Origin of the sequence: Micromonospora echinospora (genome assembly GCF_900091495.1) — a bacterium.
In the GTDB taxonomy this organism is placed as follows: domain Bacteria; phylum Actinomycetota; class Actinomycetes; order Mycobacteriales; family Micromonosporaceae; genus Micromonospora; species Micromonospora echinospora.
On the sequence record NZ_LT607413.1, the window covers coordinates 2,260,622 to 2,272,864 of the forward strand.

General features: G+C 66.2%; 12 protein-coding genes. 3 read left to right on the top strand and 9 right to left on the bottom strand.

Annotation, left to right across the window (positions count from 1 at the left end; genetic code table 11):
- Positions 1-41: 41 nt before the first annotated feature.
- Positions 42-902 carry an Fpg/Nei family DNA glycosylase gene (locus GA0070618_RS10355; protein WP_088981455.1) on the bottom strand — a complete coding sequence of 287 codons (861 nt, stop codon included), beginning with the start codon at positions 900-902 and terminating at the stop codon, positions 42-44.
- A gap of 80 nt (positions 903-982) precedes the next feature.
- Between GA0070618_RS10355 and GA0070618_RS10360 the strand changes: the two genes are divergently transcribed.
- A complete protein-coding gene (locus tag GA0070618_RS10360) occupies positions 983-2,149 on the top strand; it encodes a glycosyltransferase (RefSeq protein WP_088981456.1) in 1,167 nt (388 codons plus the stop codon).
- Positions 2,150-2,330: 181 nt separating this feature from the next.
- On the opposite strand, the gene GA0070618_RS10365 is transcribed toward GA0070618_RS10360, so the two are convergent.
- The 7 genes from GA0070618_RS10365 to GA0070618_RS34615 form a co-directional block, all read right to left on the bottom strand.
- Entirely contained in the window at positions 2,331-3,002 is a 672-nt protein-coding gene (locus tag GA0070618_RS10365) for a nucleotidyl transferase AbiEii/AbiGii toxin family protein (RefSeq protein ID WP_088981457.1), read from the bottom strand.
- 5 nt (positions 3,003-3,007) lie between these two features.
- Positions 3,008-3,574 carry a hypothetical protein gene (locus GA0070618_RS10370; protein WP_088981458.1) on the bottom strand — a complete coding sequence of 189 codons (567 nt, stop codon included), beginning with the start codon at positions 3,572-3,574 and terminating at the stop codon, positions 3,008-3,010.
- A gap of 250 nt (positions 3,575-3,824) precedes the next feature.
- Positions 3,825-7,238 carry a DEAD/DEAH box helicase family protein gene (locus GA0070618_RS10375; protein WP_088981459.1) on the bottom strand — a complete coding sequence of 1,138 codons (3,414 nt, stop codon included), beginning with the start codon at positions 7,236-7,238 and terminating at the stop codon, positions 3,825-3,827.
- Positions 7,239-7,280: 42 nt separating this feature from the next.
- Positions 7,281-8,423: a restriction endonuclease subunit S gene (locus tag GA0070618_RS10380; RefSeq protein ID WP_157748928.1), complete on the bottom strand. Its 1,143-nt coding sequence runs from the start codon at positions 8,421-8,423 to the stop codon at positions 7,281-7,283.
- Complete coding sequence (locus tag GA0070618_RS10385; RefSeq protein WP_088981461.1) at positions 8,420-9,937, bottom strand: type I restriction-modification system subunit M; 1,518 nt, start codon at positions 9,935-9,937, stop codon at positions 8,420-8,422. Before GA0070618_RS10385 ends, GA0070618_RS10380 begins: the two co-directional genes overlap by 4 nt.
- A gap of 43 nt (positions 9,938-9,980) precedes the next feature.
- A complete protein-coding gene (locus GA0070618_RS34610; protein WP_088981462.1) occupies positions 9,981-10,304 on the bottom strand; it encodes a hypothetical protein in 324 nt (107 codons plus the stop codon).
- Positions 10,280-10,441, bottom strand: a complete 162-nt coding sequence (locus tag GA0070618_RS34615) for a hypothetical protein (protein WP_231931683.1) — start codon at positions 10,439-10,441, stop codon at positions 10,280-10,282. Before GA0070618_RS34615 ends, GA0070618_RS34610 begins: the two co-directional genes overlap by 25 nt.
- A gap of 332 nt (positions 10,442-10,773) precedes the next feature.
- Between GA0070618_RS34615 and GA0070618_RS10395 the strand changes: the two genes are divergently transcribed.
- Both GA0070618_RS10395 and GA0070618_RS10400 read left to right on the top strand, forming a co-directional pair.
- Complete coding sequence (locus tag GA0070618_RS10395) at positions 10,774-11,688, top strand: helix-turn-helix domain-containing protein (protein ID WP_157748929.1); 915 nt, start codon at positions 10,774-10,776, stop codon at positions 11,686-11,688.
- A 16-nt stretch (positions 11,689-11,704) separates the two neighbouring features.
- Entirely contained in the window at positions 11,705-11,881 is a 177-nt protein-coding gene (locus GA0070618_RS10400; RefSeq protein WP_088981464.1) for a DUF397 domain-containing protein, read from the top strand.
- Here GA0070618_RS10400 and GA0070618_RS35330 read toward each other — a convergent pair.
- Positions 11,868-12,179: a hypothetical protein gene (locus GA0070618_RS35330; protein ID WP_088981465.1), complete on the bottom strand. Its 312-nt coding sequence runs from the start codon at positions 12,177-12,179 to the stop codon at positions 11,868-11,870. The two genes, GA0070618_RS10400 and GA0070618_RS35330, sit on opposite strands and share 14 nt — an antisense overlap.
- Positions 12,180-12,243 lie beyond the last annotated feature (64 nt).

Here is a 12,243-nt window from a genome sequence, read left to right on the forward strand (position 1 = left end):
CGGGTGGGTGATCTTGATATGCCTGTCCGTTTCGCCGTCACTCAGCGTACGATCCGGGACAACCGTCGGTCAGCGAGCGGCTTGCCGCCGGTCTGGCATCCGGGGCAGTACTGGAGGCTCGAATCGGCGAACGAGACCTCCCGCACGGTGTCCCCGCAGACCGGACAGGGCAACCCGGTCCGGGCGTGCACCGCCAACCCGGAGCGCTTCTCCGCCTTCAGTTCCGCCGCCCGCTGACCCACCGACCGGGTCACCGCCTCCCCGAGCACCCGCCGGGTCGCCTCGTGCAGGGTAGCGAGCTGCGCGTCGGCCAGCCGGTCGGTCAGCGCGAACGGCGACAGCTTCGCCGCGTGCAGGATCTCGTCGGAGTACGCATTGCCCACCCCGGCCAGGACCTGCTGGTCGGTCAGCACCCCCTTCACCTGGCCCCGGCGGCTGCGTAGCCGTTCGGTGAAGGTCGCCAGGTCGGCGTCGAGGGCGTCCGGGCCGAGCCGGGCCACCCCGGGCACCTGCGCCGGATCGGTCACCAGGTAGGCGGCCAGGCTCTTCTGGGTGCCCGCCTCGGTCAGGTCGAAGCCGGAGCCGTCGTCGAGGCGTACCCGCACGGCGATCGGCCCCTTGCCGGGACGCAGCGGCGTGGCGGAGGGGAACGACTCCCGGTGGTGCAGCCAGCCGGCGCGGGCCAGGTGCACCACCAGGTGCAGGTCGTCGTCGAAGACCACGTCGAGGAACTTGCCGTGCCGGCGGGCGTCGGTCACCGTACGCCCGACCGCCGCGCTCGACGGCGGGTCGTACGTCTTCAGGGCACTGATCGCGGCGATCTCCAGCCGCTCGACGCGGTGCCCGACGGCACGTCTGCGCAGGTGATCGGCGAGCGCTTCCACCTCGGGTAGCTCCGGCACTCTCCAAAGGTAGCCTTCATACCCGTGAGCGTGAGGAATGAGCTCGCGAGTCCCGCAGTCGCGAACAGAGGGCCGGCCCAGTGAAAATCGTGGTGGCGCACAACCGGTACCGCCAGGCCCAGCCCTCCGGTGAGAACACCATCGTCGACGCGGAGATCGCCCAGCTCACTGCGGCAGGGGTGGAGGTGCTGCCGTTCATCCGCAGCTCCGACGAGATCCCCACCATGCCGAAGACGGCCAAGGCGCTGCTGCCGATCTCGCCGATCTACGCCCCCCGCGCCCAGCAGGAGCTGAGCCGGCTGCTCACCGAGCACAAACCGGACGCGCTGCACCTGCACAACCCGTACCCGCTGCTCTCGCCCTGGGTGGTGCGGACCGCGCACAAGCACGGCGTGCCGGTGGTGCAGACGGTGCACAACTACCGGCAGGTCTGCTCCTCCGGCGTCTACTTCCGGGACGGGGCGATCTGCCAGGACTGCAAGGGCAAGGCGCTCGGCGTGCCGGCGATCACGAACCGCTGCTACCGGGGCTCGACGGTGCAGAGCGCCCTGATGGCGACCACCCTGGCCGTGCACCGCCCCACCTGGCGCTCGGTGGACCGGTTCGTGGCGCTCACCTCGCAGATCGCCACCCACCTGCGCGAGTACGGCATCCCCGCCGACCGGATCGTGGTCAAGCCGAACGGCATCCCCGACCCCGGCCGGCCCGCGCCGCTCGGCGAGGGCTTCTTCTACCTCGGTCGACTCTCCCCGGAGAAGGGCCTCGGCCTGCTGCTCGACGCCTGGCGGCGACACCCGGACGGCGCGCTCGGCCCGCTGCGTATCGCCGGGGACGGCGAACTGCGCCACCTGGCCGAGCAGGCCGCCGCCGAACGGTCCGACGTGACGTACCTCGGCTCCCTGGACCGGGACGGCGTCCGGGCGGTGATGGCGCAGAGCGCGGTGGTCATCGCCGCCTCGATGTGGCACGACGTGCTGCCGACCGTGGTGATCGAGGCGATGGCGAGTGGCCGTCCGGTGCTCGGCACCGACCTGGGCGGCATCCCCTACCTGGTCGGCGCGGACGATCCGGCCGGCGCGGTCGGCTGGGTGGTGCCCGCCGACCCGGCCGCCATGGCCGCCGCGCTGCCGCAGGCGGCAGCCGGTGCCGCCGCGCTGTCGGCCCCGGCCCGGCTGCGCTACGAGCGCACCTTCCACCCCGACGTGGTCACCAAGCGCCTGATCGACGTGTACGCCTCGCTCCGCTGAGGTGGTAGCAGGGGACCCTTGTTACCCCTTTTTGAGTAGCAGGGGTCCCCTGCTACCACTCGGCGTGGCGTCGGGTGCCCATGGTCGGGCCGTTCAGTGCGCCGTGAGTATGGGTGGCTCGGTTCGTGGCTGCCTGAGGTGTGAACGGCTCGGCGTGTCGTGTATCTGAGCTGCCACCCGGTCAGCCGACGGAGTTGCCAGGTCGGGCAGGGCTTTCCTCGTCGAGCAGTTCACGGCGCCACGCCGCGAACCTTCTGTGGAGATCGTCCAGCGCCTGATCGGTGACGCCGTACTGGGCGAAGTCGTCAGGATCGAGCACGTCGGCCTGCCCTAGAGCATCGGCGAAGACGCGCCGATCGAACCTGCGGTCGGCGCGCTGTACGAGGCTGAGAAGCACTTCACGGGTGTACCGGCCGGATCGGAGTGTGGCGTCGATGTCGACGAAGTTCCGGGCGAACGCCCGCCCGTAGAGTGCGCTCATCTTGTTCGCAACAGCGTCGTCGGGATGGAGAACCGGTCCGATGGCCATGAGGATGGGTTCTTTGGCCCGCCAGTCCACGCCGAGTTCAACCTTGGAGACGCGCAGGCCATCGGTGACCGCCAGCCGGGCGAACGTGTCGTACTGCCGCTCGATGTCGACTCTCAGGCCGTCGTCGCGGTAGGCGTGCACCACGGCGGTGACCGCGTCGGGGAACTCCTCGCGGCGGTCCCAGGCCGTGAACAGGTCGACATCCTCGCTAGGCCGTTCCAGCAGGCCGGCGGCTTGAACCGCGTAACCGCCGGCGAGGGCGAAGCCGTACCGGTGGGCGGCTCCGAGTCCGGTGCGGGCGAGTCGTTCGTGAAAAGGATCCACTGCTGCTACACGGCTCTGGTGCGGGTCGCGGCGAGTTCGGGGAAGGCACTCTCCCAGCTTCGTCGTAGCTGGGGTGGCAGCCAGAGGGTCGGCCAGAGCCGCCGGAGGAGATCGGCGTTGAGCCAGATGTTCAGGTCCTCGACGGTGCTGGCTTCGGTGAGCACCACCTTGTACATGGTGGCAAGGCGTGCGGGTCGGCTGAGGTCGTACTCGGGGTGACCGGACCAGTCGAGATGATGCGGAAGCGCGACCAGGCCTTCGGTTGGGCCGGTCAGCGCGGCAAGAGTCTCGGCCACCAGGTAGGGCTTCCGGTCACCGTAGGGACGGTAGTCGGCCGGCGGCTGGGGTGGTGCCTTACGCCGGCTGACGTTGGTCGCCCGACGGACCTCTGGCCGTAGCGCCTGGCGGATCGTTTCCCGGCTGTACCCGGTGACCCGTTGCAGGTCCACCGGTCGCCAGCCGGCAGCGTGGAATGCCCGTAGTTGTTCGTCCCGCTCGGTCAACGCCGCGGCCTTGGTTGCCTCGTACCTGCTGACGGCAGCGCGTACATCATCCTCCGAGAACTGACCCATGGACCTAGCCTAGCCGGTTAGGCCAAGCATGCTAGGCAGTTGCAGTTCTCGGAGCCTTGTTGTGTTGGGCGCCAGCAGCTACCCAGGTAGGAAAAACGGCCCCCGCAGGGGCCGTTCCTGCCGTATTTTCCGGCGTCGTATGACAGCACCCTACGGCATCTTGGGTGATTCTCCTGCTCGGATACGCCAAGGTGCCGTAATTGCGTCGCCTTGCTTCAGCGGCCGACCCGGTGAAGATTCCTGGACCGTGCTACGCCACCTCCCGAGTGGGGGCGGCGGTGTTCCGGACGGAGTCGATGATCGCGACCAGGCGATCCACGTCGGCGGACGGGAAGATCGACTCCGGGTCGGGCGCGATGTCGCTGAACGGGGATCCCCAGAGTCGCTCGGGCGCCATGACGCCGTTCTGGGTCAGATCGGCGATGATCAGGCCGATGAAGCTGATCTGGTTCGCGGTGAGGGTGCGGCCGGTCAGGAACTCGCTGAACGCCTCGTTGGCCGCCTCCCGATCGAGCCCGACCAGCGAGCGGATGAAGAGTCCGAGCCCGTTGGCCGAGCGGCGGGCCTGCTCGATCTCCTCGGGGCCGCCACCGCTGGCCACCAGCATGCGTTCCAGCTCCTCCAGGTCGGTGGGGGAGAGCTGCTTGTTGCGGCGCAGCTTCTGCAACGCGAGGCGGTCCTCGTGTTCGCGGAGGTACGTCCGGGCCTTGGCCTCGAACCGCTCGAAGTTCGTGCCGACCCGGATGTCGTCCAGCGACACGACCGAGATCTCCCCCAGCTCGTCGCTGAAGTCGGTGTAGACGATGGCCCGCTTGGCCCGCTCGATCAGCCGCACCAGCCCGCGCATGCGGCGGCGCATCAGCTCCAGCATCGGCAGGGTCACGTCCTGCCACCACTCGTCCCCGGCCACCTCGTGGAGGAGTTCCTGCTGCTCGCGGACGGCCGGGATGCTGGTCTGCTCCAGCAGCGTCGAGGCGATCAGCTGCACCTGCTGGCGCAGCTTGTCGTAGTCGGGTATGGCCTCGAACTGGCCGAGCTGAAGGCGTAGCACCAGCAGGTCGAACCGCTTGGCCGCCTCGTCCTCGTCCAGCTTGGCGGTGGGCAGGTTAGCGAGGTTGCCGCCGATCTCCTCCACCGCTTCCGGGGTGAGCCGGTGCCAGCGCGCGAAGTCGAGGTAGTACTCCACCAGCTTTCGCTTGGGGCGTACGGCGAAGTTGTCGAGGTGGATGGTTTCTACCCGCCCGTGCAGGTCGCGGGCCAGGTCCCAGCGCAGGCCCGCCTCGCTCTCCGTGCCGTCGTCGGCCGTGTCCGGGCCGGCGTCACCGGGGAGCCGCTGGTCGAGACGGCAGATGAGGTCGAGCTGGGCCTTGAACAGCCGCTCGGTCAGCGACTTGCTCATCTTCCGCTCCGCCTGCTCCGGGTTCTGGTTGAAGAACTCGAAGTTCCGGCAGAAATCGAAGACGAGGAAGTCCTTTTTGTGCTGGCCGGGGCCGTAGAGGTCCGGGCAGAGCCGGGTGCCCCGGCCGATCATCTGGAGGAACTTCGCCTTCGACCGTACGGGCTTGCAGAAGACCAGGTTGACGACCTCGGGCACGTCGATGCCGGTGTCGAGCATGTCCACCGAGATCGCGATGTGCGGGTCCTTCTCCGACTGGGAGAAGTCGTCGATGAGGCTCTGCGCGTACTCGGTCTTGTAGGTGATGACCCGGGCGCGGTGGCCGGCGTGGTTCGGGTACGCGTGGTCGAACCGCTCCTGGATGAAGTCGGCGTGCAACTGGTTGCGGGCGAAGATGATCGTCTTGCCGATCCGGTCGCCACCGGCCACCCGATGACCGTGGGTCATCAGCGTCTTCAGGACGTTGTCCACGGTCTCCTTGTTGAACATCCACTTGTTGACCGCGTCCGCGTCGACGCTCTCCGGCGGCCCGTCGTCACCCCAGTCGAGCGAGTCCCACTCGTCCTTCTCCTCCTCGCTGAGGTCGTCGTAGCGGACGCCGCGCCACTGGAAGTCGGTCTCCACGGAGAACGCGCGCGGCGGCACGAGGTAGCCCTCCTTGACCGCCTGGTCGAGGTCGTAGTGGTCGGTGGGCACGCCGTCCTCAAGGTGGAACAGGCTGTAGGTGTTGCGGTCGATCTCGTTGCGCGGGGTCGCGGTGAGCCCGACCAGCAGGCTGTCGAACCAGGAGAAGATCGCTCGGTACTTCTGGTACACCGACCGGTGTGCCTCGTCAATGATGACCAGGTCGAAGTAGCCGGGGCCGAAGCGCCGTCCGCCGCTCACGGTCTGGTTGATCAGGCCCATCATGGTCGGGTACGTCGAGACGTACACCCGGCCCTCGGCGTCCTTCTCGGTGACCAGGTTGACCGTGGCCGCGCTGGGCAGGTGTGCCTTGAACGCGTTGACCGCCTGGTTGACCAGTGCGTTGCGGTCGGCGAGGAAGAGCACCCGCTTGACCCAGTTGGCCCGCATCAACAGGTCGACCAGGGCGATCACGGTCCGGGTCTTGCCGGCACCGGTGGCCATCACCACGAGCGCCTGCCGCTGCCGGTCCCGCTCGAACGCCTCGCTGATCTTCCGGATCGCCCGCAGCTGGTAGTGCCGCCCGACGATCTCCTGCTTGATCTCCGTGCCCGCGAGGGACTCGCGAGTGGTCCGGCGCTGGATCAGGAGCGCCAGCTCGTCCTTGGTGTAGAAGCCCTGCACCGATCGGGGCGGGTAGGTCGTGTCGTCCCAGAGCCAGGTGTCGTAGCCATTGGTGTAGAAGATGACCGGGCGCTGGCCGTACCGCTGCTCCAGGCAGTCGGCGTAGAGCTTCGCCTGCTGCTTGCCGGCGGTGGCGTCCCGCCGGGCGCGCTTGGCCTCGACCACCGCAAGCGGCTTGCCGTCGTCGCCCCACAGCACGTAGTCGACAAAGCCGGTGCCCGAGCCGTTGGGCATGCCGGTCACCGGGAACTCGCGGTTGTCCGGGCCGTCGAGCCGCCAGCCGGCCTCGGCCAGCATCACATCGATGAAGAGGTTGCGGGTCTGCGCCTCGTCGTAGTCGTGGTCGTCGGGGCGGGCCTCGTTGGCGGCCTTCGCGGCGGCAACCTCGGCACGCAGCTTAGTCAGCTCGGCGTCGAGGGTGGCGGACCGTTCCCGTTCGGCGGTCAGCGCCGCGTCCTGGGCGGCGAGCTTGTCGGCGAGGGCCTTCAGCTCGGCCTGGCTCCGCTGCCGCACCTGGGAGGAGTCCTGCTGGGGGATCAGACCCGGGTCGAAGGCGAGTGCGTTCGGTGGGACCTGCGCCCGGTCGCGGGTGTAGTGCCGGGCGATCCAGTACGTGACGTGGAACAACTCGCGTAGGACCGGCAACGAGTCCTTGTCGGTCACCGGGGTCCGCTCGTGCACGGCCCTGTTGCCCTGCTTGCGGATGATGTTCATCTTGGCCTGGATGGTGTTGCCCACCAGGTTGCGCAGCGTCGGCTCGTGAATCTTCGCCGACAGGTCGTTCCGGTACGGCCGCCTGAGTGTCCCGTCGGCGTCGAAGAGCCAGCCCAGCGCCAGTTCGAGCGTGCGCCGGGCATAGAAACACGAGCCCCGCGGGTCGGCGACGGCCAGTCGCTCGGCCCGCAGGGCCTCGTCAAGCAGGTCGGGCCACTCGGCCCGCAGGAACGCGAAGTTGCTCATCGACGTCTACCCCCACAGTGGACAGCCGCTGAGCATCTCACATCAGAGCAACCCCCGGAAAGCCCGATCCTGCAACGACGCGAACAACGCGTCCAGCTCCCCCAGGCTCGCCCGGTGGACTGTCTTTAGGTCCTCGATAGCATCGATCCGACGAGCGAAGTCCCGTTGCAATGGAAGAGGAGGTACTTCGACTTCCGCCGCCATTAGTCTAGCCTTAGAGATGTTGGGCATGGAACCTGCGGAGCCGCCTGCCAACGATTGAATCTGACGCCGTTTAGACGGATAAACAAGCAACTGCTGGAGGAAGACCTTGTTGATTACGGCGTCAGGGTTCAGCTCAAGCCTGAAAATTAGATCCGGAAGAAGGAGGTTGGTGGGCGTATCTCTGACAAGAGCGCATGCCCCCACCAATTCCCTTGTGTTCTTCCTCGAGAAGAGAAGGTCGCCTGACTGAACTGCATGCTCCTTGCGAGGCTCAACCTCTGGGGGAAGTGCCTTGTTCTCGTCTGGCTTAAACTCGCAAGAAGTTACCGCCCCCAGCTTAAGGACGCCCCATTCGCCTCCTTCTGCTGCACGGCTCAGACACTGAGGGCTATGGCCGCTGTGGATGCGCTCTAGCAATGAACTCATTAAAGTTCTGGACCAGCCGCGATCGTTCCGAACTGGGTCGCCGAACATGTCGAGAAAAATGGACTGGGTGAGGTCATCGAGGCGGGCCAGGGCTTCGCGGCGCTTGGCGCGCAGCTCATCAGCCCGATCCAGCACCTCAGCAAGCCTCCGTTGCTCCTCAAGCGGTGGCAGCAGGAGTGTCTTGCGGTATGCGTCCTCACGATTCAGACCGGGCACCGCTGCGGCTCGATTAAGTTCCGTCAGGCCGAGCGCAGCCAGCCTCAGAGAGAGCCAACGGAGGTCTTCGCTAGTGGCACTTGAGTCAACGAAGTAGGTTGTGTCGATCGGCCAGCACGGCCCAGGTGAGAAGGCGACTTCGCCAAGGGACCCCTTCCGGCCAATGACGATGGTCGGACCTGACGTGAGATAGGAATCATGGGATCCGACAACACCATTTGAGCCGTAGACAGGATAGTCGCCAGGATTTCGTGCGTTGGCGGGTAGGCTCTTACCGTACTTGAACTCGCAGATTTCTCCGACAGTAACGTGCCGCCATCCGCTCGCCGCCTGCGTCATCCGAGCATCGCCTTCAGATTCGACATGCCCTGCTGAATCTCGGATTCGAGGCATTCTAGCTCTGCGATAATCTCCAGCGGCGGACGATGCTCGACTTCCTTGTGGAGAATCTCCTTGTAACGACTGAGACTGAGATCGTAACCCTGCTCGACGATGTCTGCCTTCGGTACGCAGAAGCTCTGCTCGGTCCGAGACCGCTGCAACTCGTCGCCGTCCCGGCGGAGCCATCGCGCCAGCGCGTCCGGGAGGTTGTTCTTCGCGTGTTCGTCCTCGGTCAACGCCACGTCCGGCACCGGTCCGAGCTTCTCGGCACCCAGCAACGGGTTTCGCTTGTCATCCAAGCTCCAGCCGTCGGCGGTCACCTCGTAGAACCAGACGTTGTCGGTCCCACCGCTGTTGGTCTTGGTGAAGAGCAGGATCGCCGTGGAGACGCCCGAGTAGGGCTTGAACGTGCCGCTCGGCAGCTTCACCACCCCGTCGAGCTTCTGGTCTTCGATCAGCATTCGGCGCAGCTCCTTGTGCGCGCCGGTGCCTCCGAATAGAACGCCCTCGGGCACGATCACGGCTGCCCGGCCGCCGGGCTTGAGGAGCCGGAGGAAAAGGGCGAGGAAAAGCAGCTCCGTCTTCTTGGTCTTGACGATCCGCTGGAGGTCCTTGGACGTGCTCTCGTAGTCGAGGCTACCTGCGAACGGGGGGTTGGCCAGGATCAGCGAGTAATTCTCGGACTCGTTGCTGACGTTCTCGGCGAGCGAGTCGCGGTAGCGGATGTCTGGGCTTTCCACGCCGTGCAGCAGCATGTTCATGCTGCCGATCCGCAGCATCGTGCCGTCGAAGTCGAAGCCGTGGAACATGCTCTCGTGGAAGTGCGTCCGCTGCGCCGCGTCGAGTAGGGCGTTCGGATGGACGCGCCGGACGTACTCGCTGGCCTCGACCAGGAAGCCGGCGGTGCCGCAGGCCGGGTCGCAGATCTCGTCGGTCGGCGTCGGGGCCGTCATCTCGACCATCAGCTGGATGATGTGCCGTGACGTGCGGAACTGTCCGTTATGCCCAGCCGTGGCGATCTTGCTAAGCATGTACTCGTAGAGGTCACCCTTGGTGTCCCGGGCCTCCATCGGGATCTGGTCGAGCATGTCGACCACGCGGGCGAGCAGCGCCGGGTTGGGGATGGTGAACCGGGCGTCCCGCATGTGCTGCGAGTAGGTCGACCCGTCGCTACCGAGCTGCTGGAGGTACGGAAATACCTTGTGGGCGACGATCTTGTACATCGTCTCCGGGTCACGGTCCTTGAAGTTGGACCAGCGGAGTTCTTCCTGGTCCGGGTCGAACCTCAGGGTGACCTGTGCGTTCGGGAAGCGTTCAGCCTTCCTCTTCTCCCGCGTCTCGATCTCGTCCAGCCTCTTAATGAAGAGCAGGTAGGTGATCTGCTCTATCACCTCCAGCGGGTTCGAGATGCCGCCGGACCAGAAGGCGTCCCAGACGCGGTCGATCTTGCTTTTCAGTTCACCGGTTATCACGTGCCTCGTCCCCATGGCGTCGCGTCAGGCTTGGCTCCACAGGCTAGTCCCTGTCCCGGCGAACCAGCGGAGGCTGTCCCGGAGGGCGCGAGTCGGCCTGACGACCACCCCGCCGAGGAGTAGGGGCGGGAGTGGGGAGCTTCCGCAGGCCGGCTTGCTGGACGAAAAGTTCTCGTCGGGTGGTCGCGTCGCCCTTCTTGTTCAACTGGTACCCGTCGAGCCACAGCCATCCGTCGAACGTCGGGCGGTCGAGGACGCGGATGAGGCGGAACATGATCGGCTTGACGAACTGGACGCTGGCGGCGCTGGTGAGGTGGAGCAGGTCGCCGGCCGTGAGGTGGACTACCGCTGGCGGTACCGGTACCACGCGGTGATCCGTGTGCGGGCGATCTGGACGTCCTGGCACCAGCCGCTGTCCGTGCAGTACGGGCAGCGGTGATGCCGGTGGTATTCGAGCACGTACCAGGCGGTCTGGACCGTCTGCGGCGTTCGTCTCGCCGTCATGACCACAACCCCGCCCGGTACTCCCCGGCAAGGGTCAGCAGGGGCCGTTCGGGCAGGTAGGTCACTTGGGCGACCCCGACCGCCAAGTGGTACGCACCTCTGCGCTCCGGGTAGATCGTCGCTGGACCAAGGCGGTCGAGCGGTGCCGTACGGCGGCGTCTGAACGGCCAGAACTTCCGCAGCAGACCGTCGTGCGTCGGGCTTTTCGCGTGTCGTGCCACAGGGCCTCCCGGAACGTAGCAACTTACACGCCTAGAGTGACGGAGTTCATCTGACAAATCTAGAGTTCCATGGAAGATTTCCATGGACGGCACCAACTCGCCCTGCGTGTCTTGATCCGCGAGGTGGAGAGGAGAACACTGACGGTGTTCACGACCTTGGAGGTTGACGTGGCGAGGGCAAGCGGCCCGACGATCGCGCGGTGGCAGCTCGGCCGGGAGCTACATAGGCTCCGCGAGGCGGTCGGTGTCTCACACAAGGAGGTCGCGGCCGAGCTGGGCTGTTCGGAATCCAAGGTTTACAAGATCGAGTCTGGCGACGTAGGCGTCAGCCGGGCCGACGTGATCGTGATGCTCACCCGTTACGGCGTAAGCGACGAGCGGGTGCGGCAGACCGCCCTCGATCTCCAGCGCCAAGGCAAGGAGCGTGGTTGGTGGGCGAAGTTCGGTCAGCTCCCAAACCCGTACAGTGTGTACATCGGACTGGAGTCCGCCGCGACGGCTGTACGGAACTTCGAGCTGGCCGCCGTGCCGGGACTGCTCCAGACCGAGCGGTACGCCCGTGCGATCTTCGATCAGCAGCGGATGACCGAGGCAGCAGCCGAGCGGGAGAAGCGCCTCCAGGTGCGGATGGCGCGGCAGGTGTGCCTCACCGAGAAGCCGCTACTCAACTTCTGGACGATCATTGACGAAAGCGCACTTCACCGTGAGGTCGGCGGGCGCGAAGTGCTCAGGGAGCAGTTACTCCACCTGGTGGAGATGAGCGAGCGCGACAACATCGACATCCAGGTTCTTCCCTACAGTGAGGGAGCTCACCCGGGGATGCTCGGCTCGGTTGCCATCCTGGAGTTTCCGGAGGACGTACACACCCCGGTCGCCTATGTCGAGAGCTTTGCTGGAGACGTGTATCTGGAGCGGGAGGAGGACATGCGCAGGGTTACCCTGGCTTACACACACCTGCACAGCTCGGCCCTCAGCTCGACCAAGTCCCGTCAACTGATCGCCGAGGTGGCCAGGAGCCTGACGTAGGAAGAGGAGGGGAGCCGTGGAGCCGAAGTGGCGCAAGAGCAGCAAGAGCCAGAGCAACGGCCAGTGCGTCGAGGTCGCGGACAACATCCCCGGTGCGGTCGCCGTCCGAGACAGCAAGGACAGGAGCGGCCCCGTGCTGGCCTTCGGCCCTCAGGACTGGCGTAGGTTCATCGACTCCCTCAAGAGCGTCTGACGTACGGGCAGAGCTTCCGTAGTCCGGCTGGTTTGACCCGGGTGTCGGACAGACTCTCGAACCACCTGCTCAGGGTGATCTGCCACAGGGCACTGACTGGCATGGCGTGGAGCCGGCCGCCGAACGGCAGCGTCGAGGTTCCGGTGTAGAGGACGACACCGGCGATGAAGTCGTCGCCAAGGCGGCCGGCAAGCCGGCGTAGCCTGCGGAAATCGTCCGTCCCGACGGTGCGACGCGGACCAGGGTGCTCTTGCCCGCCCTCATGCTTTCGATCTGCAAGGCAGGGTTTGTTCAGCATGCGGGCGCATGTTGTTCATGACGGGCACGAGAACCGTACGTCACCGAGCAGAGCCGTCAACGAT